This window comes from Pseudomonas sp. NFPP28, assembly GCF_900115535.1.
Taxonomy (GTDB): domain Bacteria; phylum Pseudomonadota; class Gammaproteobacteria; order Pseudomonadales; family Pseudomonadaceae; genus Aquipseudomonas; species Aquipseudomonas extremorientalis.
This window is the reverse complement of record NZ_FOWT01000003.1, coordinates 134,522-157,323: the sequence shown is the minus strand read 5'-3', so window position 1 is coordinate 157,323 and position 22,802 is coordinate 134,522. Positions and strand designations below refer to the sequence as shown.

Genomic DNA, 22,802 nt, shown 5'->3' with positions numbered 1-22,802 from the left:
CTCCATGGCCAGCCAACCCGCAACGTTGTTGATCGTTGATGATGAACCCCAGGTGCGCAAACTCCTGGAAACCCTGCTGCAACATGAGGGCTACCAGACCCTGAGCGCGAGCAGCGGCGAAGAAGCCTTGCAGTTGGTGGCCCGGCAGCCGCCGGACCTGATCCTGCTGGACATCATGATGCCGGGCATGGACGGCTATGAAGTCGCCAGCCAATTGAAGGGCGATGAAACCACGGCGGGTATTCCGATCATCATGCTGTCGGCCCTCAGTGAACCGAGCGCCCGTGTCAGCGGGCTTGAAACCGGCGCCGAGGAATTCATCAGCAAGCCGGTGGAACGTGTCGAGCTATGGTTGCGGGTGCGCAACCTGCTGCGGCTCAAGGAACGCGGCGACCTGGCCAGCCACTCCCGTGAGCTGACGCAACGCCAGATCGGCATGAGCGTGCATGACCTGGCGCACCAGTCCCTGGAAAACGACTTGCGCCAAGCGGTAGCGCGTAATGACTTCACGGTGCATTACCAACCCAAGGTCGAGGTGCCGAGCGGTCGCATCTGCGCCCTCGAAGCGCTGCTGCGTTGGGAAAGGCCGGAATACGGCGCGGTGTCGCCAGCGGTATTTATACCGATCCTGGAAAGCCTGGGCTTGATCGTCCCCGTGGGGCGCTGGGTGATCGAGCAGGTCTGCCAGCAGATCGCAAAGTGGCAACGCGGCGCGATTGGCCCGGTGGAGGTGTCGGTGAACGTCTCCGGCCATCAATTGATCGAAGGCGACCTGATCGCCGATATCGCACGCACCCTGGCCCGCACCGGAGTCGAACCCCATTGGCTGGAAGTGGAACTGACCGAAGGTTCGTTGATGGAAAACACCCAGCACACCATCGCCAGCCTGCAGCGGCTGCACGCCATGGGAGTGAAGATTTCCATCGACGACTTCGGCACCGGCTATTCGAGCCTGGCGTACCTGCGGCGGTTTCCCATCGACACGCTGAAGATCGACATCGCGTTCATCCGCGAGGTAACCAGCAACCCGCAGGACGCGGCGATCACCCGTACCATCATCGAACTGGCCCACAGCCTCAGCCTGCGGGTAGTAGCCGAAGGCGTGGAAACCCAGGCGCAACTGGCGTTCTTGAAGGAGGCCGGCTGTGATCAGATCCAGGGTTATCTGTTCAGCCGGCCGCTGCCGGTGGAGACCCTGGAGCGGCTGTTGCTGGAGCGCTTAGAGAGTCCGTGAGATTTCCTCACGCAGGCACTCGATCAAGCCCCGGTAGGTGATGCATATCTGTGCCAGCCCGCACCTGGACAGTGCGATGTGGCGGTTGAAGCGGTTGGGATCACACTGCGAGCAATGACACACTGCGCTAAAAATGTGGGAGGGGGCTTGCCCCCGATAGCACCAGGCCAGTCAACACATCTACAGCTGATCCACCGCAATCGGGGGCAAGCCCCCTCCCACACAGACGCCGCTACGGGTCCAGCACGCCGCCGCTGTAGCTGGCGGATAGACGCGTCCCGGTGAACTTGGCGACTACCGCCCCCTGTGCCACCAGGCGTTCGCGGTGGCCGGTGACCATGCGGCCGGCCTGGGCGGCGTGCAGGATCACTTCGGAAGACGGGTCACCGGGGCGGCCGATGATGCGTGCAAAACGCTGGCCTTCCTCCACGTAATCCCCCAGGGCTTTCTCGAACACCAGCACGCCGGCGCAAGGTGCCAGGATGGTTTCCATGCAGCCCATGTCGACCACGTCGCCCGGCCACTCGGTAATGGCGGCTACTTCGTCGACCACGCCATTGATGCACAACCACGCCCACAGGCCGTCGGCATCCTGTTGCGCCAGCGCATCGCTGACGTCCGCCTGCCCGCGCAGCTCAACGGTCGCGGCCAGTTGCGGCGATGCATGGTTGATGATGGTCTCTTCAAAGGAGCCATCACCGCCCTCATCCCAGACGATCACCAGGTCCACGCGCAAGGCCGCCGCCAACGCCAGGCCCTGGCCGGGCCAGAAGCCGCGGTGGATGTAGAGGTACGGCAGCGCCTCGTCATCGGTGTGCAAGTCCAGCACCAGGTCGGCCTCGGCGGCCAGTTGCACCAGGCGCTTTTGCCACTGCGCCAGGTTACTCGCCGGGCGCGCCATGGCCAGGGAATGATCGAAGGCACGGTTGAAGTTCTGCCCGGTCGCTTCATGAAAGCGCCCCAGCAAACGCCCCTGGCGGAACTGGCCGATGCCGAACGGGTTGGCCTGGGGCACCACGGTGACGCAGCCCTTGAGGCGGCCTTGGTCCTGACACGCCTGTAAGCGCGGCAACAGCTGATGCAGTACCAGCATGCCGGCGATTTCATCCGCGTGCACCCCCGCCTGCAGGTGCACCCTTGGCCCGCTGCCGTCGCCTTCGAAGCGCCAGGCGCCGATGTGCAGCGGGTTGCCGGCGTCGCCGGTGACCTGCCACGAAAGGTCGTTTGCCATGCCTTGCCCTCTTCTCATCAATTAATCGCTAGAGAGTGAACAGACGTTCAACTAACCTGAGCGCTGTGGTGTTTCCATCAAAGGCCTGCCCATGACCGTCGACCCTCCCAAACTGCGCCGTGCCGACCCCGACGAGCGCCGCGACCTGCTGATCGCCGCCGCCCTCACCTGCCTGGCCCGCGACGGGCACGCGGGGATTTCCGTGCGCCGTATCGCCTCCGAAGCCGGTGTATCGGTGGGCTTGCTCAACCACCATTTTGGCAGCATCGACGCGTTGATCGCCGAGACCTACCACAAGCTCGCCGACGAACTGACCACTGCGCTGTGGGAACAGGTCGAGTTGGCTGACGGCGCCGCCGCACGGCTGGACGCGTTTCTCAGCGCCTCGTTCTCGCCACGGGTCATGGACCCCGACCTGCTCGGCGTGTGGGTGGTGTTCTGGAGCCTGATCCGCCACTCACCCCACGTTAACCAGTCCCACGAAAACAGTTACCACACCTACCTGGGGTTGATCCGACGCCTGCTGGACGACCTGGCCCGCAGCGAAAACCTGCTGATCCACGATAGCCACCTGGCCGCCATCGGCCTGTCGGCGATGCTCGACGGACTCTGGCTCGAGGGCTGCCTCAACCCCGGCACCTTCAGCCCCGCCAACGGGCTGCATATCTGCCGCTGCTGGGTACAAGGCTTGCGTCAGGGCGCATTCGGCGCCGACCACAGCCTGTGACAACGGTTTATCCGGCCGACCTGCGCAGCGGCGTACCGCGCCGTTCGGCGATGGCGTAGACGCCTTCGATGAGGAAGGTCAGGCACAGGTAGACGCCCGCCACCAGCAGCAGCGGCTGGTAGATCTGCAAGGTCTGCGCGCGCACCACGTTGGCGGCGCCGAGCAGGTCGACCACGGCAATGGTCGACGCCAGCGCGGTGGATTTGAGCAGCATCACCGTCTCCCCGGCCAGGGTCGGCAGCAACAGGCGCATCGCCCGTGGCAAGCGCACGCGCAGCAAGGCCTGACGCGGTGTCATGCCGAATGCCGAGGCCGCTTCCATCTCGCCTTTGGGCACCGCCAGCAGGCCACCGCGAATCACCTCGCCGACATAGGCGCCGACCGACAACACCAGGGCGAACACGATGTACCAGTAGCCATCGCGCAGATACGGCCAGAGTAAGCTGCCACGGATCATCGGGAACTGGGCGAACAGGCTGCCCAGGCCATAGTAGAAAATGTAGATCTGGATCAGCAGCGGCGTACCGCGCAGCACGCTGGTGTAGGCCAGTGCACTGCGCGCCAGCCACTTGCGCCGCGACAACCGTGCCAGCGCCACCAGGACCGCCAGGGCAAAACCGAGTACCGCCGAAATCACCAGCAGCGACAAGGTGGTCTGCAATCCCTTGGCGATGAGCGCGGCGTAGTAGCTTATCCACTCAGGCATGTGTGCCTCACTCGACAACCGGCATCCAGCGACGGATACGGCGCTCCAGGCGCCCGGACAGATAGTTGGAAGCCAGCGTCACCAGGTAATACAAGGCGGCGGCCGTGAGGTAGAACAGCAGGTATTGGCGGGTCGACCCCGCCGCCTGCTTGGCGGTGTACAGCAGCTCGTTGGTGCCAACCACGCTGATCAAGGCGCTGTCCTTGATCAGGTTGATCCACAGGTTGGACATGCCGGCCAGGGCGAACGGTGCCATGATCGGCAGCGTCACCCGCCGGAACAGCCCCAGCCCGCTCAGGCCAAAAGCCCGCGCCGCTTCGATCTGCCCGTGAGGGATCGCCAAAATCGCCGCGCGAAAAATCTCCGAGGCGTAGGCGCCCTGCACCAGGCCCAGCACCAGGATCGCCACCAGCGGGCCGCTGATATTCACTTGGGCGAAGCCCAGCCACAGCATCAGCGCGTTGAGGCCCATGGAGCCGGCGTAATACAGCAGCAGAATCAGCAGCAGTTCCGGCACCGCGCGGAACACCGTGGTGTAGCCGCGCATCAGCAGCGCGATCGGGCGCGGCGCGCTGAGCTTGGCGCAGGCCACCACCAGGCCGATCAGCAAGCCCACCGCAAACGACCCGGCGGAGATCTGCAGGGTCATCCATAACCCCTTGAGCAACGCATGGCCCCACCCTTGTTCGCCGAAGCAGAGAAGATCGAACATGGTTATTCGGTCTTCTGGGCGATTTGCGGGTACGGGCTGTCACAGGTCTTGCTCACGAACGCCGGGGTATCGGTGCGCTTGCACGGGCTGACCGACAGGCCGAAATAGTGCTGCGACAGGTCGTCGTAGTCCTTGCTCACCAACAATTCGCCAATAGCCTTGTCCAGCCGGGCCTTTAGCGCGGTGTCTTCCTTGCGCAGGCCAGCGCCGACGCCACGGCCGATGATCGGGTCGTAGGGCACGCTGGCGATGTGCGCCAGGCCGCTGGCTTCCGGGGTCTTGACCATCATGGCGATGGCGGTGTCGTCGGCCATCATGTAGTCTATACGCCCGGCAATCAGGTCGGCGTTGGCCGATTCCTGGGTGTCGTAGTACTTGAGGTCGGCGATGTTTTCGTAATACTTCTTCAGGTAATTGGCGCTGACCGTGGAGATCTGCACGCCGATCAACTTGCCCTTGAGGCCCGCCGGGGAGATCTCGACTTCGCTGCCTTTCGGCCCCGCAACGCCCAGCAGGGAATCGTAGTAGGCGCGGCTGAACGCGATCTGTTTTTCGCGCTCGTCGGTCACCGACATCGACGAGAAAATCACGTCGATCTTCTTCGCCAGCAGCGAGGGAATAATGCCGTCCCACGCCACTTCCTTGATCTGGCATTCGGCTTTCATGCCTTCACAGAGCTTGTGGATCAGGTCCACCTCGAACCCGGACCACTGGCCGTTACCGCCCTTCACGGTAAACGGCGGGTAGGGTTCGGCCGCCACCGCAAACACGATGGGTTTGTCGGCCGCCCAGGAGAAACCTGCGGCCAGCATCAGCACTGCACTGCCCAACCACGTTGCCATATGCTTGGATTTCATGATTTTTCCCCGTCTTTTTCTGGAGTTAGCGAGTTTGATGCGCGTTGACGAACTGTCGGCAACGTTCACTGCGTGGGTCGATAAACACCGCGTCCGGCGAGCCGGTTTCTTCGATCATGCCTTGGTGCAGGAACGCCACTTTCGACGACACATCCCGAGCGAATGCCATTTCATGGGTGACCAGGATCATGGTGCGCCCCTCTTCAGCCAGGGAACGGATCACCCGCAGCACTTCGCCCACCAACTCCGGGTCGAGGGCCGAAGTGGGTTCGTCGAACAGCATGACTTTGGGCCGCATGGCCAGCGCCCGGGCAATCGCTACGCGCTGTTGCTGGCCACCGGAAAGGAAGGCCGGGTATTCGTTGCGCTTGGCGGCCAGGCCGACGCGGTCGAGCAGGCTTTCTGCGCGTTCGATGGCCTCGGCGCGGCTTTCGCGCAACACCTGGGTGGGGGCTTCGATGAGGTTTTCGAGCACCGTGCGATGGGGCCACAGGTTGAAGTTCTGGAACACCATGCCCAGGGTCGAGCGAATCCGTACCAACTGCCTGGCATCCGCGACCAGGGGCGCGCCGGGGCGGCCGTAGTTGAGCTTGATGCTCTCGCCGTCCACATGAATGCTGCCCTGGTCCGGCACTTCGAGCATGTTGATACAGCGCAGCAAGGTGCTTTTGCCCGAGCCGCTGGCGCCGATCAGCGAGATCACCTCGCCTTCGTGGGCCGTGAGGGAAATGCCCTTGAGCACTTCGATATTGCCGAAGCGCTTGTGCAGGTCGATGACCTCGATCATCTTCTTGGCTGCGACGGGTTGCGCCACTTCAACCCTGGACGTGGCGGCGATACGTGGCTCACCGGCCAGCTTGGCGACAAACTGCGCGATACGTTGGCAGGCCTGTGCCAGGCGCTCTTCACTGAGGGTGAACGACAACCGCACAAAACCCTGCGCGGGCTCGCCGAAGGCCGCCGCGTCCAGCACCGATACCCCGGCTTCGCGAAATAGACGCCAGGCAAAATCCAGGGAGCCCAAGCCGGTGCCGCGCACGTCCACCAGCACGAACATCCCCGCTTGCGGCACCTGTACCTGGATTCCGGGGCAGGCACTCAGCCCGGCCACTACCAGGTCGCGGCGGCGCCGGTAGATCTCGCGCATGCCCCGGGTCACTTCATCATGGGCCAGCACGGCGGCGGTGGCGGCCTCCATCACAAAGCCGGGCAAGCCGTACAGCATGCTGAGCACCAGGGTTTCGGCATGGGCGATCAGTTCGGGCGTGGCGATGAGCCAGCCGATGCGCCAACCGGTCATCGCGTGGGACTTGGACAGGCTGCCAATCACCACGCAGCGCTCGGCCATGCCCGGCAGCGCGGCGAGGCTGTGGTACTCGCCGTCGAACACCAGGCTTTCGTAGACCTCATCCACCACGACCCACAGGTCATGGGCGATGGCCAGTTCAGCGATGGCCTGCAACTCCTGTGCGTCAAGGACCACGCCGGTGGGGTTGTTCGGGTTGGAGAAGAAAATCGCCCGTGTCCGCGGGGTGATCGCGGCGGCGAGCAGCGCCGGATCGACGCGAAAGCCCGACTCAGGGGAACACGGCACGCGTACCAGTGTGGCGCCGCTGGCCTTGAGCGTGGCTTCGTAGGTGACGTACATCGGGTCGAGCACCAGCACCTCGTCACCGGCCTGCAACAGGCACAGCGACGTGACGAACAAGGCGTTCTGCGCGCCGGCCACCGTGATCACATTTGCGCCGTCCAGCGGGCGTGCCAGCGTCTGGCTGTAGCGTGCTGCAATCGCTTCGCGCAGTGCCGGGCGGCCAGGGATTTCGGTGTAGTGGGTGTCGCCTTCGCGCAAGGCGCTGACGGCAGCATCGGTAATAAAGGACGGCGTGGCGAAATCCGGGTCACCGACGCTGAGAATGATGATGTCTTCGCCCTGGCTGGCGGCGTGAAACGCCGCGTGGTGGATGTCCCAGGCGGCTACGCCCTGCCCTGCAATTCGTTCGACGAAGGGGGAAAACCGCATGCCAGAGCCTCTCGTTCAAGAAGAAACAGCGCTAACCCGTTCTGTTGCAAACGGGCGGATGCGGTCAACATAGTTCAAGCTGAACACTCGTTCAATGGGCATGTCTGACCCGGTGTCGTTTATCGTCCAAAGAGGTCGCTATGGCGATTCCGCAGGAGGCGCGAGGCTAATTCGGATGGTCTCGACGCGCATGAAAAAATCCAGTGGCTTGCAATAATGCCTGGAAAAACAATTACCCTAAGTCATCCACGGTTGAATCGGGCTCAACGCCGCACCCAGCCGAACTCCTGCATAAGAGACTTGAAAATGGCTGCTTTCAACCGTTCCGAACTGGCCGATCTCAACGTGTTCATGGCGATCATCCGCCGTCGCAGCTTTCGCCATGCTGCCCACGAATTGGGTGTGACCACCTCGGCCCTGAGCCACACCATGCGCAACCTGGAAACCCGACTGGGGGTCAAACTGCTGTACCGCACCAGCCGTGCCGTCGAACCCACCGATGCCGGCTCGCTGCTGGCAGAAAAACTCAACCAGGGCTTCGCCACCATCAAGGACGGCCTCGACACCCTGGAGTTGTACCGCGAAGCACCGATTGGCCGGCTGCGCTTGAACGTGCCGCGGGATGCGGCGGTATTGCTGCTGGCGCCGATCCTCGGGGACTTCTGCGCCACCTACCCGCAACTGCGCGTGGACCTGATCGTGCAGGACCAGATGATCGACATCATCGCCGAGGGCTACGACGCCGGTATCCGCTACGGTGCCACCGTGCCCCAGGACATGGTCGCCGTGCCCTTGACCGGTGAGTTGCGCTGGATCGTGGTCGCGTCGCCCGCCTACCTGGCCCGCCGGGGCACGCCGCAGGAGCCCAAAGACCTGCTGCAACACGCCTGCATCCGCATGTACCTGGGCGACAACACTACCTATAAGTGGGAACTGGGCAACGGCAGTCGCCAGCAACGCATCGACGTGCCCGGCCACTTCAGCGCGGCCGACACCGAGACCATCGTCAATGCGGCGCTGCAAGGGGTGGGCATCGCCTACTGCCTGTCCAACCGCGTGCAGCAGGAGCTCAAGGACGGTCGCCTGGTGGAGGTCATGCCCGACTGGGCCTGCATGGGCGAGCCGTTGTGCATGTATTACCCCAGCCGGCGCCAGCCGCAGCCGGGATTGCGCCAGCTGATGGACATGATCCGCGTGAAAACCATTGGCTCGCAGTTGATCCAATCACATTGAACCCGTCACCGGCCGCGGTCCTCCAACCTGAACAGACCACGGCCTCGGTGCACGCTCGATGACTTTTATTCTATGGATGGCCGTACTGGGCACTGTCTTGCTCACCCTTGCCCTCACCTCCTCCTACCTGCGCTGGATGCCGGTCACCACCTCGGCGGTGTGCCTGTTGCTGGGGGTAGGCATCGGCCCGCTGGGCGTCGACCTGTTGCACCTGGACATCAAAAACTCTGCGCGCTGGATGGAGCACCTCACTGAAGTCGCGGTGCTGTTTTCGCTGTTCGTCAGCGGCTTGAAGCTGCGTCTGCCACTCAAGCACCGAACCTGGCGCATCGCGTTCGGCATGGCCGGGCCGGTGATGCTGTTGACCATCCTCGGCATCTGCCTGGCGCTGCATTACCTGTTTGCATTGTCGTGGGGTGTGTCACTGCTGGTCGGGGCGATTCTGGCCCCGACTGACCCGGTGCTGGCAGGCCTGGTGCAGGTCAATAATGCCCAGGACTATGACGCGCTGCGCTTCGGGCTGTCCGGCGAAGCGGGCCTGAACGACGGCACGGCCTTCCCGTTTGTGATTTTCGCCCTGCTGTTCATGCAGCACGGCGGGTTCGACGGTGACTGGCTGGGCGGTTGGGTGCTGAAGAATCTGCTCTGGGCGGTGCCGGCCGGGTTGTTGATCGGCTACTGGATGGGCCGTGGCATAGGCCGCGTGACCCTATGGTTGCGCATCAGCAACAGTGACAGCACGCTCTCGCCCAATGACTACCTGACGCTCGCACTGATCGCACTGGCCTATGTGGTCGCCGAGGCGGTGGGCGGCTATGGCTTCCTGTCAGTGTTCGCGGCGGGGCTTGGCTTGCGCCAGGCGGAGTTCCGCTCGACCGGGAACTCGCAGACCCCGTCGGAGCATTTGGCGCTGCCGGTGGTGGGTCACCTGGAAGTAGAGCCAGAACACGCATTGCAAGGTGATGTCAGCGAACTGAAAGACACCCAGATCGCCGCCGGCGTGATGATGGGCGACATGCTCTCGTTCGGCAGCCTGGTGGAGCGTTCGATGGAGGTGTTCCTGGTAACGGTGCTGGGCATCGTGCTGGTCAGCCACTGGGATTGGCGCGCACTGGCGGTGGCGGCACTGCTGTTCTGCGTGATCCGCCCGCTGGGCGTCCTGGCAATGCCTTGGGGCCGCTTGATTGATCTGCGCCAGCGCGGGCTGATGGGGTGGTTTGGTATTCGCGGGATCGGCAGTATTTACTACCTGTTCTACGCGCTCAACCACGGCTTGATTGGCACCAGCAGCGCGGTGGCGGTAAACCTGACCTTGTCAGTCATTGCCTTGAGCATCGTCGTTCATGGCCTGAGTACCCAGCCGATGCTGGTGTGGTATGAACGACGAGCCAAGGCGGACGCTCAGTCCTGACGCTCTGTATTGCCTACGTCTGCCGCGTCATCCAGGTCGTTGAGCGGCACTTCTGCATCATCCATCAAGGAACCGGGGTCTTCATTGCCCGGGTCGTTGAGTTCGTCGTCGAGTTCTTTGGACATGACCGTCTCCTCTAACCGCCCTGGGTATCGATATCGGCATCGGTTTCAGGCTTGGGCTCGCGCTCGGGCTTGAAGTCTGGACTGTAGTCGTTTTCCCTGGCTTTGGGGTCTTTGGCCGGGACCGGGTCTTTCGGTGCGTCGGCAGCGGTACCGGGAGCCGGTTCGCCGCCGTCGATGGCCGGGTCGTTGCGGTTATCGAGTTGCGGGTCTTTGCTTGTGCTCATGGGTCACCTCGTTACAGGCCGCAGGGAAATCAGCAGGGCCTACAGGTAAGGCGCTGCGCCACCCGGCGAAGTTCCGTCCGATTGCTCAGCGGATCGGGTTGTCGACCTGAATATAGAACGCGTATATCCCCAGCACCAGCCAGAACACCATGAACAGCCAGGGCGCACGCATGGAGAACAGCAGTGACTTGCGATAGCCCTTGTGGGACGACTCCATTTCGGAAAATAGCGGCGACTCATCATAGGCCATGCCCATCACCGGCTCGCTGCGCAGCAGTTCGCTCTGCTTGTAGTGCCAGTGATCGATGATTTCGTACGCCGCCCGAATGCCTGGCCAGGCATTCAGGGAGCTGAGAATGCCCAGCGAGACCAGGAACACCGGCACCACGAGGGTAAACAGCTTGCCCCACTCCGGGTTGAGGTTGCCCATGCCGGAAACAAAGGCGATCACCAGGAACGATTGCGCCGTGAGATAAGCGTCGGTGCGGTTGGCCAGGATGGTGGTTTCGTACTGGATCTCGCGCCGGTAGAAGTCCAGACGGTCCTTGGGCGAACCGAAGATCTTGGCGTTGTGTTCGCTGTGGTCGGTCAGGGCCGCTTCCGGTGTATGGGGAGAGATGATTCTGGGCATGACGGTGCTCCCTGCTGGTTCAAGTCCTGTTAGAAGAATCAGCGGCGAGTGAAGTTCAAGTTTGTTCATGCACCAAGTCGGGGCGCCTGCCAGGCACTGCCCCCTTCTGGTGAGCGGGCATGTTGTTGTGAGCGGGCTTGCTCGCCACGACACGCCCCTCACTACAAGCAATTCAGGGTTTCGGCACAGGCATTGCTTTATCCATTCATCTGCCCGGATACAGGAGCATTCGTTACCCCCCGACCCAGAGCCGCCCCCACAAGAAAGTAAGGACCAGGCCCAGTGGCACCCTTAGCCACGGGCTCATAAAAATGCGTTTTTTGAAACGGCAGTGCCACCCAAGCGTCCCTCGGCACTGACAAGGTACTGGAATGGCTCGATCTTTCTTCGATGAAATGAATGACGCAAACGGCGCCTGCCGTGCGCACTATCAGGACTTCTCCCGCTGGCTGGCGAATACGCCGCCGGAACTGCTGGCCCAGCGTCGCCGCGAAGCCGATTTGCTGTTTCACCGCGCCGGGATCACCTTCACCCTCTACGGCGACGAACAAGACACCGAGCGCCTGATCCCCTTCGACATCATCCCGCGCAGCATCCCTGCCAGTGAATGGAGCGTTATCGAACGCGGCTGTATCCAGCGCGTCAATGCGCTGAACATGTTCCTCGCCGACATCTACCATGACCAGCGCATCATCAAGGCCGGGATCATTCCGGCGGACCAGGTGCTGGGCAACGAGGGCTATCAGAAGGCCATGGTCGGCCTGGACCTGCACCGCGACATCTACTCGCATATCTCGGGTGTCGACCTGGTGCGTGACGCTGACGGCACCTATTACGTGCTCGAGGACAACCTGCGCACCCCCAGCGGCGTGAGCTACATGCTCGAAGACCGCAAGATGATGATGCGCCTGTTTCCCGAAGTATTCGCCAAGCAACGCATCGCGCCGGTGGACCACTACCCCAACCTGCTGCTCAAGACGTTGAAGAGCTCCAGCCGCCTGGACAACCCCAACGTGGTGGTACTGACCCCGGGCCGCTTCAACAGCGCGTTCTTCGAACATGCGTTCCTGGCCCGGGAAATGGGTGTGGAACTGGTGGAAGGCGCCGACCTGTTCGTGCACGACCTCAAGGTGTTCATGCGCACCACCGACGGCCCCAAGCCGGTCGACGTGATTTACCGGCGCATCGATGACGCCTTCCTCGACCCCAAGGCCTTCAACCCCGAGTCGATGCTCGGCGTCCCCGGCCTGGTCGCGGCCTATTGCGCCGGCAACGTAGTGCTGGCCAATGCCATCGGCACCGGCGTGGCGGACGACAAGTCGATCTACCCCTATGTGCCGGAAATGATCCGTTTCTACCTGGACGAAGAACCGGTGCTACAAAACGTACCGACCTTCCAGTGCCGCAAGCCCGATGAACTGTCCCACGTACTGGCTCACCTGCCGGAACTGGTGGTCAAGGAAACCCAGGGTTCCGGTGGCTACGGCATGCTGGTCGGGCCGGCTTCCAGCGCCGCCGAGATCGAGGACTTCCGCCAGCGCATCAAGGCGCGTCCCCACGCCTACATCGCCCAACCGACGTTGAGCCTGTCCACCTGCCCCACCTTCGTTGAAAACGGCATCGCCCCACGGCATATCGACCTGCGGCCCTTTGTGCTGTCGGGCAAGGAAACCCGCCTGGTGCCCGGTGGGCTTACCCGCGTGGCATTGAAGGAAGGCTCGTTGATCGTCAACTCGTCGCAAGGCGGCGGAACCAAGGACACCTGGGTGGTGGAGGGCTGAGTATGTTGAGTAGAACCGCCGCAGATCTGTACTGGATGTCCCGTTACCTGGAGCGTGCCGAAAACCTGGCGCGCATGCTCGAAGTCAGTTACTCGCTGTCGTTGATGCCACAAGCCGGGCGCAGCGACGGTCTGGACGAACTGGCCATGTCGTTGCTCAGCAGCGGCACCCTGGACAGCTACCTTGAACGCCATAGACAGCTGGATGCCGAGCGCATGCTGCACTTCTTCGCCCTCGACGAAGAAAACCCCGCCAGCATCTACAACTGCCTGCGCGCCGCCCGTGGCAATGCCCACGCCGTACGCGGGCGCATCACCGCCGACATGTGGGAAAACCTCAACGCCACCTGGCTGGAAATGCGCAGCATCGCCGCCGGCGGCCTGGCGCGACACGGCATCAGCCACTTCTGTGATTGGGTCAAGCAGCGCTCGCACCTGTTTCGTGGGGCAACCTCGGGGACGATCATGCGCAATGACGCCTATCGGTTCATTCGCCTCGGCACCTTTGTCGAGCGTGCCGACAACACCCTGCGTTTGCTGGATGCGCGCTACGAGATGTTCGGCGAAGAATCGGAAGAAGTCAGTGACTTGTCGGCACGCGGTTATTACCAGTGGAGCGCCCTGCTCCGCGCGTTGTCGTCCTTCGAGGCGTATACGCAGCTGTACCCGAACGCGTTGAACGCCCGTTCCGTGTCCGAATTACTGCTGTTGCGCAGCGATGTGCCGCGCTCGTTGCATGCGTGCATCGAGGAGTTGAGCCATATCCTGGCGGACCTGCCTGGTAGTTATGGGCGCACGGCGCAGCGCCTGGCGGCGGAGTTCGAGGCGCGGCTGCGGTATACGGGGATTGATGAAATCCTTGAAGACGGCTTGCACAGCCGTCTCACCGAGTTTATCGACACCGTGCGCGAGTTGGCGCGAGCAATTCACAGCTCGTACCTGGAGGTTGTGTAATCCACAACCGGGGTTACTGGTGTTTTACCAGCACCGGCTCGGCGCGGTATTGGTCGGGAAAGAGTTTCTTGAGCTGCGCCACCTTCGGAAGATCATTGATCACGATGTAGGGGTAGGACGGGTTCTCGGTGAGGAAGTCCTGATGATAGGACTCCGCCGGGTAGAACACCTTGCCCATCTCGATTTTAGTGACGATGGGTTTGTCGAAAGACTTGGCGGCGTCCAACTGGGCGATGTAGGCCTGGGCGACGTTTTGCTGTTCGGCGTTCTGCGCAAAGATCGCCGAACGGTACTGGGTGCCGGTGTCGGGGCCCTGGCGGTTGAGTTCGGTGGGGTTGTGGGCCACCGAGAAGTAGATCTGCAGCAGTTTGCCGAAGCTGATTTTGCTCGGCTCGTAGGTGACGGAAACCGCTTCGGCGTGGCCGGTGTTGCCGTCGCTGACGGACTCATATTGCGCCGTGCTTGCAGCGCCGCCATCGTAGCCGGACACGGCGTTCTTCACGCCTTGCACATGCTGGAACACCCCTTGAACGCCCCAGAAACAGCCGCCGGCGAACACAGCGGTTTGCAGGTTGCCAGCTTCGGCGGGCAGGTCCAGGGCGGGTGGCGCGATCACCACGGCGTCGTCGGCGGCAGCGCCAAAGGAAAAGGCCGGGCTTTGACCGACGAACGCTGCGAAGGCCAGGACTGGCAGGTATTTGAATACATTCATGGCAGGCACTCCGGGTTAACCAAAGGTGAAGGCATACGCCGACACGTTGCGGTCAAGGAATTCAATGGTGAAGGTGCGGTCCTGCACGGCGCCCGGCTGACGCACCAGCTGGTACAAACGCTGTTCGGTGACGGTGCCGCTGCCATCCGGTGCGACGTCGGTGCCATGGGCACCGCCCGGGGCCTGGCCGTCGATCGTGACCTTGAAACGCACCGGCTTGCCGTCGGCGCCCGGGCCGAGCACCAGGTGCAGGTCGCGGGCGTGGAAGCGGTAGACGATGCGCCCACCGGCCTGGTCGAGAGTGGCTTGCTGGCCGCCGACGTTCCATTGGCCTTGCAGGGTCCACTGGTTGAGTGCCAGGGTGCCGGACTTGACGAAGTTTTCGGCGCGCTGCGAACCCAGGTAGGTTTCCGGCGACTGCACCTCGTTCATGTCCGGCGCTTGTTGCACGCCCTTGGCATCGGCTTCGATCAAGCCGCCCGCGACGTTCTTCGCGCCGGCTTCACGCAACAACTGCTGGATCACCCGCTCCGACTCGGCGTCGTCGCCTTCACCGAAGTGGTGGTAGCGAATCTGACCCTTGGCATCGGCGAAATAATGGGCCGGCCAATACTGGTTGTTGAACGCGCGCCAGATCTTGTAGTTGTTGTCGATGGCCACAGGGTAAGTGATGCCCAGGTCCTTCATGGCCTGGGTGACGTTGTTCACGTCGCGCTCAAAGGCGAACTCCGGCGCATGCACGCCGATCACCACCAGGCCCTGGTCGCGGTATTTCTCGGCCCAGGCCTTTACATACGGCAAGGTGCGCAGGCAGTTGATGCAGGAGTAGGTCCAGAAGTCCACCAACACCACCTTGCCCTTGAGTGCTTCGGTGGTCAGTGGCGGGCTGTTGAGCCACTGCACGGCACCGTCGAGGGGCGGCAGCGCGCCTTCGATCGGCAAGGTGTCGCTGTGATTGGCGGCCATCATCATCGCCCCGCCCGGCTGCACCGGCTTGGCGTTCAGGCGATCCACCAGGCTTTGTTCCAGGCCACCGGTGGACGCGGTCGACAGCCGCGACAGCACGCCCGTGTCGAGGCCCAGCGCAATCGCGGCCACACCGGCCAGCATCAACCCACCCAGGCCCCGGCGCAGCCATTCGCCGGCACCGAGGGACTTCTTCATGAAACCAAACACCTTACCGCCGACCAGCAACGCCAGCGCGAGGGAGGTGGCAGCACCGGCGGCGTAAGCCAGCAAGAGCAAGGTAGTACCGATGCTGGCGCCCTGCAGCGCCGCGCCGGTGAGCACCAGCCCCAGGATCGGCCCGGCGCACGGTGCCCAGAGCAGCCCGGTGGCCACGCCGATCAGGAACGACGCGCCCGGCCGCGGCCGGGCATCGGCCCCGGCGGCTTGCGACAAACGACTGCCGGCGGCCACCAGCGGGCGCGTCAGGCGGTCCGACAGTTGCGGCAACAACAACGTGAGTCCGAACAGGGCAACGCACAGCAACGCGAGCCAGCGCCCGAATTGATTGACCTGCACCACCCAACCGCCGCCCACCGCCGCCAGCGAGGCCACCAGGGCGAATGTCACCGCCATCCCCGCTAACAGCGGCAAGCCACTGCGCAAAAACGGCTGCCCGGTGCGAGCGAAGACAAAAGGCAGAACAGGCAGGATGCACGGACTGACGATTGTCAGCACGCCGCCCAGGTACGCGAGAACCAGAAGCCACATGGGATGGACCCTTATAAGAAAAAGACATTGGCTTACGCCGTCGCGAACGTCATGGCGACATCCAGGTCGCCACTGGCCAGGAGTATTTGTCGGCGTGAGTACATGGTGTTTTCCCTCTTTGAAGTAACGGGAATGTTGGGCTGTTTACCGTCGCGGAATCCTCACGCAGAGTTAAACAATTCGTGATAACTACACTGTTGCAAAAGCCACACAATGCGCGAACTACAAGCGAAGGTTTCTCTTACATGGATCAGCCCAAACGTGTCCTGGTGGTCGAGGACGATGCCCATATCGCCGACCTGATCTGCCTGCACCTGCGTGATGAACAGTTCGACGTGGTGCACAGCGCCGATGGCAATGAAGGCCTGCGCCTGCTGGAGCAAGGCGGCTGGGATGCGCTGATCCTCGACCTGATGCTGCCTGGCGTGGATGGCCTGGAGATCTGCCGGCGCGCCCGTGCCATGACGCGCTACACCCCGATCATCATCACCAGTGCACGCTCCAGCGAACTGCACCGCATCCTCGGCCTGGAGCTGGGCGCGGATGATTACCTGGCCAAGCCGTTTTCCATGCCGGAACTGGTGGCCCGGGTGAAAGCGTTGCTGCGCCGGGTCGACGCCATGGCGCGCAACCTGAAGATGGACGCCGGCAGCCTCGACCTCGGCCAGTTGTTCATCAACCCGCTGACCCGTGACGCCACCCTGCAAGGCCAGCGCCTGGACCTGACCCCACGGGAATTCGACCTGCTGTACTTCTTCGCGCGCCAACCGGGCAAAGTGTTCTCGCGCATGGACTTGCTCAACGCGGTGTGGGGCTACAGCCACGAAGGCTATGAACACACGGTCAACACCCACATCAACCGCCTGCGGGCCAAGGTCGAAGCCGACCCGGCCAACCCGGCGCGCATCCTCACGGTGTGGGGCCGTGGCTACAAGTTTGCCGAGAGCCCGCCATGAAGCTCACCCTCACCCAGCGCCTGTCGCTGGTGTTCGCGGTACTGCTGTTGATCTGCAGCGGCACCTCGGCGTGGCTGCAGGTGCGTTCCAACCACATGCACGAGCTGGAGGTGGTGCAAGGCCTGTCCCGCGATCTCGCGGCGCACATCGCCCGCGACACCCAATTGATGGACGCCGACGGCCTCAAGCCCGACGCCGTGCGCAACCTGTTCAGCCAGTTGATGCTGGTCAACCCCAGCGTCGAGGTGTACCTGCTCGACATCGACGGCCGCGTGGTCGGCAACGCCGCACCCAGCGGCCACCTGTTGCGCGACAAGGTCGACCTGGCGCCCATCCGGCGCTTCCTCGCGGGCTTCATGCTGCCGATCCTCGGGGACGACCCGCGCAGTGTCGATGGGCGCAAGGTATTCAGCGCCGCGCCACTCACCGCCGGCGGGCAGCAGATCGGGTTCCTGTATGTGGTCCTGCTCGGTGAAGCCCACGATGCGTACGACGCCAAGGACGCCACCGGCATGGCCTTGAAGATCGCCCTGTGGTCCATCGGCCTGGTTGCCCTGCTCTGCCTGACGGCCGGCCTGATCGCGTTTGCCTGGATCACCCGACCGCTGCGTCAACTCACTGACAAGGTTGGCCAGTTCGACATCAATGGCGCGCCCAAACCGGCAGAATCCGTTGCAGTGCCACTCACCAGCGGCGATGAAATCGCCGTGCTGGATCACGCCTTCGCGCAAATGGAGAACCGCCTGGGCGAACAGTGGCGCGCCATCACCCACCAGGATCAGGAACGCCGGGAAATGGTCGCGAATATCTCCCATGACCTGCGCACACCGCTGGCCTCGTTGCACGGTTACCTGGAAACCCTGTCGCTCAAGGATGCCAGCCTCAGCCCTGAAGAGCGCCGCCGCTACCTCGGGATTGCTTTAGACCAGAGCCGCAAAGTCGGCGGCCTGGCCCAATCGCTGCTGGAACTGGTGCGCCTGGAGCATGGCTTTGTGCAGCCGGTGATCGAAAGTTTTTCATTGCCGGACCTGGTGCAGGACATCTTCCAGAAATTCGAACTGACTGCCGAGGCACGCGGCATCACGCTGACGGCCAGCCTGCCGCCGCAGGTGCCGACGGTGCAGGCAGACCTGGGGTTGATCGAACGGGTGCTGACCAACCTGCTGGACAATGCCCTGCGGCATACCCCGGTGAACGGCGAAATCGAGGTCATCCTGACGCCTCAAACCCATGCGGTAGCCGTCACCGTCAGCGACAGCGGCCCGGGCATCGACGCCGAATTACGCGAAGGCCTGTTCCTGCGCGCATTCACCATTGGCGGCGCCCGGCGCGACGGGGGGTTGGGCCTGCGAATCGTGCACCGCATCCTGCAACTGCACGGGCGCAGCATCAGCCTGGTGGACCGCCCTGGCCGAGGCGCAACCTTTACGTTTTCCCTGGAAACCCGAGCATCAGCGCGATGACCGGCCCCGGCACCAGCCTCATTGATGGCAGGAAAAACTCAAGCCAGCGCCCACCAGCGCGGCAACAACTGGCGTACCTGGCCTTCGCCGAAACGGTCATCGATCAGCATCACCACGCCACGGTCCTGCTGGCTACGGATCACCCGCCCCGCCGCCTGCACCACTTTCTGCAGGCCGGGATACAGGTAGGTGTAGTCGTAGCCAGCGCCGAAGATCGCGCCCATGCGCAGTTTCATCTGTTCATTGACCGGGTTCAGTTGCGGCAACCCGAGGGTGGCAATGAACGCACCGATCAAGCGTGCCCCCGGCAAGTCGATGCCCTCGCCAAATGCGCCGCCCAGCACGGCAAAGCCGATGCCCTGGCTGTGTTCGGTTAACTGGTCGAGGAACGCCTGGCGCTCGGCCTCGGCCATGCCGCGTGACTGCTGCCATAGCACGATCTGCGGATGTCGCTCGGCGAGCAACTGCGCAACCTGTTGCAGGTAATCAAAGCTTGAGAAAAACGCCAGGTAGTTGCCAGGTTGTTGCGTGTACTGGCGGGCAATCAGCTCGACGATTGGCTCCAGCGAGGCCTGGCGGTGCACAAAGCGCGTGGAGATTTCAGCGACGATGCGCACCTGCAACTGCTCGGCCTTGAACGGTGACTCCACATCGACCCACGCCGTATCCGCCGGCAAACCCAGCAAGTCGGCGTAGTAATGTCGGGGGCTCAGGGTCGCGGAAAACAGCACGCTGCTGCGGGCAGCCGTCAATCGCGGGCGGATGAATTCGGCGGGCACCACATTACGCAGGCACAGGGTGGAACTGCTGCGTTTGCCGCTGAGCTGGCGCTTGCTGATGTCGAAAATGAAGTGCTCGTTGAACAGCTCCGCCACCTTGGCAAATTGCAGCACATCGAAATAGAAGGCTTGCAGGTCGCCGCTGAGGGACTCGGGGTGCTCGTTGAAGTATTCGCCCATGGCGCTGGCGCACAGGCTCAGGGCCTGCAACAGTTTGTCCGGGCGGGCGGCGTAGGCCTGGTACGGCGCAAGCTGGTCCTTGTGCAGCGCGTTCCACTCACGGTTGAGGCGCTGCAAGGGTTTCTTCAACGGTTCCGGGGCGCTGTCGCGCAGGGTCTTGAGGTGGTACTGGTCGAGGCTGGCGCTGTACATCGAACGCGCCCGTTCGACCAGGTTGTGAGCCTCGTCCACCAGCACCGCTACACGCCATTGGTTGAGCTGGGCCAGGCCGAACAGCATGGCGCCAAAGTCGAAGTAGTAGTTGTAGTCAGCGACCACCAGGTCAGCCCAGCGCGCCATTTCCTGGCTCAGGTAATACGGGCAGACCTGATGCGCCAGGGCCACGTCACGCAGGTTGCGCTGGTCGAGCAGGCGCACCTTGGACGCGGCGATGCGCGCGGCGGGCAAGCGGTCGTAGAAGCCCTTGGCCAATGGGCAGGAGTCGCCATGACAGGCTTTGTCCAGGTGCTCGCAGGCTTTGTCCCGCGCCACCAGTTCCAGCACACGCAACGGCAAGCCGGGGCTGCTGGCATACAGCACTTGGGCGGCGTCCAGGGCGAGTTTGCGGCCGGGAGTCTTGGCGGTGAGGAAGAACAACGTGTCCAATTGCTGGGGCGCCAGGGCCTTGAGCAACGGGAAAATCGTGCCGATGGTCTTGCCGATGCCGGTCGGTGCCTGGGCCATCAGGCAGCGGCCGGTGCTGACTGCCTTGTACACCGACTCGGCCAGTGAGCGCTGGCCAGGGCGAAAATCCGCATGGGGGAACGCCAGGGTCTGCGCGGCGCCGTTGCGCGCTGCGCGGTGTTGCATTTCCTGCTCGGCCCAGCCGAGGAACAGCGCGCATTGCTGGTTGAAGAACGGCTCCAGTTCACTGGCTTGAAAGCGCTGGTTGAGCAAGGTCTCGCCCTCACCGACGATATCGAAGTACACCAGCGCCAGGTCGATTTGCGCGAGCCCGAGTTTGCGGCACATCAACCAGCCATACACCTTGACCTGGGCCCAGTGCAATTGCCGGTGGTTGGCGGGCTGGGCATCGAGGTCACCGCGATAGGTCTTCACTTCTTCAAGGCGGTTGGCATCCGGGTCATAGCCGTCCGCCCTGCCCCGCACCGTGAGTTGCTGGTATTGCCCCTCCAGCGCCACTTCATTCTGGTAGTGCTGGCTGCGCCGCGACGCTACGGTACGGTGGCCGGCGATGCCTTCCTGGGCGCTCGGCGACGGCGTGAAGCGCAGGTCGAGGTCACCGACCTTGGCCGTGAACTCGCACAGCGCCCGCACCGCGACGGTGTAGCTCAAGCGGATTGTGCCCAGCGCACATAGCAGACCGTCACCGGCATCTGGTACTCGCCGCAGAACTCCAGCCAGCGCAGCTGGTTGTCTTGCAGGCGATCGCCGGGGCCTTTCACCTCGATCATGCGGTAGGTCTTTTGCGCGGGCCAGAACTGGATCAGGTCGGGCATGCCGGCGCGATTGGCGCGGATGTCCAGCAGCAGCCGCTCGAACCAGTAGCGCAGGTGCTCGGCGGGCAAACAGGCCAGGGCCTGCTCCAGCAGCTCTTCGCTGAGCAGGTTCCAGAACACGAAGGGCGACTGGATGCCCCATTTGTCGCGGTAGCGTTGGCGGATAGTGGTTTTGTAGCGCTCGTCCTGCAGTTGCTCGAAACACGCGGCGAACAGCGGCGCACGGCGCTGGTGAAAATCCGCGCTGTGCAGGTCGGCGGGGCCGCGCTGGAACGGGTGGAAAAACGAACCCGGCAACGGCGCAAAAATCACGTCCCAGCACAGCAGGCCGAACAACGAATTGATCAGGCCGTTTTCCACATAATGTACCGGCCCATCCGGCTCGCTGAGGTGCGCCTGCACGCAGTACTCCACCGACATCAAGGATTCCGGCGGAGTGAGGGCCAGGTCCAGGCGCGTGACCGGCCGTGGCTTGACCTTGGGCAACGCCGGCTCGCCCAGTTTGCGGCGCAGGCGTGGGATGACACGCAGCAAGTGCTGCTGTTCGGCGGCGCTTTCCGGGGCCTGTTGGGCCGTGTTCGCCAGGGCCATGGCCTGGGCGTAGTCCTCCTGGCGCTCCAGCACGCGGATCAACCGTGAGCGGGCACCGGGGTAGGTGCAGCTCCGGTAAATCCGCTCCGCCACGGCCAGCTCGGCAGTGCGTTCGCAATATTGACCAATCTGGAACAACAGCTTGGCGCGGCGTTTTTCCAGCCAGGGGTTATCGGTGTCCAGCGTGGCGATCCCGGCCAGTACATCTTCCAGCGGCTCACCGGCCTCGAAGGCCTGCTGGCAGTGGTGCAGGAACAGATACCCCTGCACATCGTCACGATGGCGCAAACCACGGGATTCGGCGCAGAACTCGACCTTTTCATAGGTGTAGATGCCCAGGTCAGCCAATACAAACTCGGACCAGTCCTGATGCAGGTTGCCGAAGAACATCAGGCGCAGACGGTCGCACAGCTCCATCACCGTGAGGCTGAACAACCTGTCGGCCAGCTCGGGGCACCAGGTGGCAAAGCTGCGGCTGTCCATGAATTGCGCCGACAGCCCTTCCAGCCAATCGGTTTTCTTGCCTTTGGGCTGGTCTATCCACGGCTTGAACGCGGCCAGGATTTCAGCTTTTTGCAGCACGGCGAACAGCTCTTCAAAGGCCAGTAGGTACTGATCGTCCACCCAACCCAGTTCCATCAGCGGCCCGGCAGCCGCATGGGGGCAACCAATCTCCAGGTAATTGAGCTTGCGGGCCCGAAAATGCACGCCCTTGCGCATCACCATACGCACCAAAAGCGCCTGGGACGCCTGCGGCAACCTGTCAAATTGCTGAATAAAAAGCTGTTCGTCCGGGTCCAGCAAATCGGCATAGCGCTGTGCCAGCCAGAGCAGCACTCGGCGGAAGTTATGCAGGTAATACAGGGGATCGTCGAGGGGGTTGGCCATTTCACGCGCTGATCGAATACTGGTTATGCATACAGAGTGCCGTCCCAAATGCCCTGTTGCAATCGGTAATAGATAAATGGCACCTGCAACTTTTCTTATAAAAGTGATCAGATGGGAGAATCGATGGCGTAACATTTGTCGCCCGCCGCCTCTGGCGCGGGACTTTTCAAGGT

Annotated in this window: 20 protein-coding genes; 8 read left to right on the top strand and 12 right to left on the bottom strand. The window is 62.9% G+C overall.

What is annotated here, in order from left to right:
• The first annotated feature begins 4 nt into the window (after positions 1 to 4).
• Positions 5 to 1,234 carry an EAL domain-containing response regulator gene (locus tag BM110_RS09395; protein WP_092243506.1) on the top strand — a complete coding sequence of 410 codons (1,230 nt, stop codon included), beginning with the start codon at positions 5 to 7 and terminating at the stop codon, positions 1,232 to 1,234.
• Positions 1,235 to 1,466: 232 nt separating this feature from the next.
• Here BM110_RS09395 and BM110_RS09390 read toward each other — a convergent pair whose 3' ends face one another.
• Positions 1,467 to 2,465 (bottom strand): M14 family metallopeptidase, encoded by a 999-nt coding sequence (locus BM110_RS09390; RefSeq protein WP_093513232.1) that lies wholly within the window; start codon positions 2,463 to 2,465, stop codon positions 1,467 to 1,469.
• 91 nt (positions 2,466 to 2,556) lie between these two features.
• Here BM110_RS09390 and BM110_RS09385 point away from each other — a divergent pair, with 91 nt between their 5' ends.
• Positions 2,557 to 3,192: a TetR/AcrR family transcriptional regulator gene (locus tag BM110_RS09385; RefSeq protein WP_092243500.1), complete on the top strand. Its 636-nt coding sequence runs from the start codon at positions 2,557 to 2,559 to the stop codon at positions 3,190 to 3,192.
• Between the two features lie 7 nt (positions 3,193 to 3,199).
• On the opposite strand, the gene BM110_RS09380 is transcribed toward BM110_RS09385, so the two are convergent.
• Genes BM110_RS09380 through BM110_RS30000 form a run of 4 tightly spaced genes read right to left on the bottom strand, consistent with a single transcriptional unit; the run spans position 3,200 to position 7,487 of the window.
• Positions 3,200 to 3,898, bottom strand: coding sequence for an ABC transporter permease (locus tag BM110_RS09380; protein ID WP_093120980.1), 699 nt, complete (start codon positions 3,896 to 3,898; stop codon positions 3,200 to 3,202).
• 7 nt (positions 3,899 to 3,905) lie between these two features.
• Positions 3,906 to 4,610, bottom strand: a complete 705-nt coding sequence (locus BM110_RS09375; protein WP_093513231.1) for an ABC transporter permease — start codon at positions 4,608 to 4,610, stop codon at positions 3,906 to 3,908.
• Between the two features lie 2 nt (positions 4,611 to 4,612).
• Complete coding sequence (locus BM110_RS09370) at positions 4,613 to 5,452, bottom strand: transporter substrate-binding domain-containing protein (RefSeq protein ID WP_093120979.1); 840 nt, start codon at positions 5,450 to 5,452, stop codon at positions 4,613 to 4,615.
• Positions 5,453 to 5,492: 40 nt separating this feature from the next.
• Entirely contained in the window at positions 5,493 to 7,487 is a 1,995-nt protein-coding gene (locus BM110_RS30000) for an aminotransferase class I/II-fold pyridoxal phosphate-dependent enzyme (RefSeq protein ID WP_093513230.1), read from the bottom strand.
• A gap of 306 nt (positions 7,488 to 7,793) precedes the next feature.
• On the opposite strand from BM110_RS30000, the gene BM110_RS09360 reads away from it, so the two are divergent.
• The gene (locus tag BM110_RS09360; RefSeq protein ID WP_092243486.1) at positions 7,794 to 8,720 is read left to right on the top strand and encodes a LysR family transcriptional regulator; all 927 of its coding nucleotides are present in this window, start codon (positions 7,794 to 7,796) and stop codon (positions 8,718 to 8,720) included.
• 58 nt (positions 8,721 to 8,778) lie between these two features.
• Positions 8,779 to 10,131, top strand: a complete 1,353-nt coding sequence (locus BM110_RS09355; protein ID WP_092243483.1) for a cation:proton antiporter — start codon at positions 8,779 to 8,781, stop codon at positions 10,129 to 10,131.
• On the opposite strand, the gene BM110_RS29770 is transcribed toward BM110_RS09355, so the two are convergent.
• The 3 genes from BM110_RS29770 to BM110_RS09345 all read right to left on the bottom strand — a co-directional run bounded on the left by BM110_RS29770 (position 10,122) and on the right by BM110_RS09345 (position 11,111).
• The gene (locus BM110_RS29770; RefSeq protein WP_010210499.1) at positions 10,122 to 10,256 is read right to left on the bottom strand and encodes a hypothetical protein; all 135 of its coding nucleotides are present in this window, start codon (positions 10,254 to 10,256) and stop codon (positions 10,122 to 10,124) included. The two genes, BM110_RS09355 and BM110_RS29770, sit on opposite strands and share 10 nt — an antisense overlap.
• An 11-nt stretch (positions 10,257 to 10,267) precedes the next feature.
• Positions 10,268 to 10,480, bottom strand: coding sequence for a hypothetical protein (locus BM110_RS09350; RefSeq protein ID WP_071488344.1), 213 nt, complete (start codon positions 10,478 to 10,480; stop codon positions 10,268 to 10,270).
• 85 nt (positions 10,481 to 10,565) lie between these two features.
• Positions 10,566 to 11,111, bottom strand: a complete 546-nt coding sequence (locus BM110_RS09345; RefSeq protein ID WP_071488345.1) for a hypothetical protein — start codon at positions 11,109 to 11,111, stop codon at positions 10,566 to 10,568.
• A gap of 371 nt (positions 11,112 to 11,482) precedes the next feature.
• Between BM110_RS09345 and BM110_RS09340 the strand changes: the two genes are divergently transcribed.
• Positions 11,483 to 12,892 (top strand): circularly permuted type 2 ATP-grasp protein, encoded by a 1,410-nt coding sequence (locus tag BM110_RS09340; protein WP_092243478.1) that lies wholly within the window; start codon positions 11,483 to 11,485, stop codon positions 12,890 to 12,892.
• Between the two features lie 2 nt (positions 12,893 to 12,894).
• Positions 12,895 to 13,845 (top strand): alpha-E domain-containing protein, encoded by a 951-nt coding sequence (locus BM110_RS09335; protein ID WP_092243475.1) that lies wholly within the window; start codon positions 12,895 to 12,897, stop codon positions 13,843 to 13,845.
• A 13-nt stretch (positions 13,846 to 13,858) separates the two neighbouring features.
• Here BM110_RS09335 and msrA read toward each other — a convergent pair whose 3' ends face one another.
• Together msrA and BM110_RS09325 are read right to left on the bottom strand one after the other, a co-directional pair.
• Entirely contained in the window at positions 13,859 to 14,557 is a 699-nt protein-coding gene (gene msrA / locus BM110_RS09330; protein ID WP_093513229.1) for a peptide-methionine (S)-S-oxide reductase MsrA, read from the bottom strand.
• A gap of 15 nt (positions 14,558 to 14,572) precedes the next feature.
• The gene (locus tag BM110_RS09325; RefSeq protein WP_093513228.1) at positions 14,573 to 16,273 is read right to left on the bottom strand and encodes a cytochrome c biogenesis protein DipZ; all 1,701 of its coding nucleotides are present in this window, start codon (positions 16,271 to 16,273) and stop codon (positions 14,573 to 14,575) included.
• A gap of 245 nt (positions 16,274 to 16,518) precedes the next feature.
• Here BM110_RS09325 and BM110_RS09320 point away from each other — a divergent pair, with 245 nt between their 5' ends.
• Both BM110_RS09320 and BM110_RS09315 read left to right on the top strand, forming a co-directional pair.
• Positions 16,519 to 17,229, top strand: coding sequence for a response regulator transcription factor (locus BM110_RS09320; RefSeq protein ID WP_071488349.1), 711 nt, complete (start codon positions 16,519 to 16,521; stop codon positions 17,227 to 17,229).
• A complete protein-coding gene (locus BM110_RS09315) occupies positions 17,226 to 18,692 on the top strand; it encodes a sensor histidine kinase (protein WP_093513227.1) in 1,467 nt (488 codons plus the stop codon). Before BM110_RS09320 ends, BM110_RS09315 begins: the two co-directional genes overlap by 4 nt.
• 38 nt (positions 18,693 to 18,730) lie before the next feature.
• On the opposite strand, the gene BM110_RS09310 is transcribed toward BM110_RS09315, so the two are convergent.
• Positions 18,731 to 20,986: an ATP-dependent DNA helicase gene (locus BM110_RS09310; RefSeq protein WP_093513226.1), complete on the bottom strand. Its 2,256-nt coding sequence runs from the start codon at positions 20,984 to 20,986 to the stop codon at positions 18,731 to 18,733.
• A complete protein-coding gene (locus BM110_RS09305) occupies positions 20,983 to 22,629 on the bottom strand; it encodes a VRR-NUC domain-containing protein (protein ID WP_093513225.1) in 1,647 nt (548 codons plus the stop codon). Before BM110_RS09305 ends, BM110_RS09310 begins: the two co-directional genes overlap by 4 nt.
• Between the last annotated feature and the right edge of the window lie 173 nt (positions 22,630 to 22,802).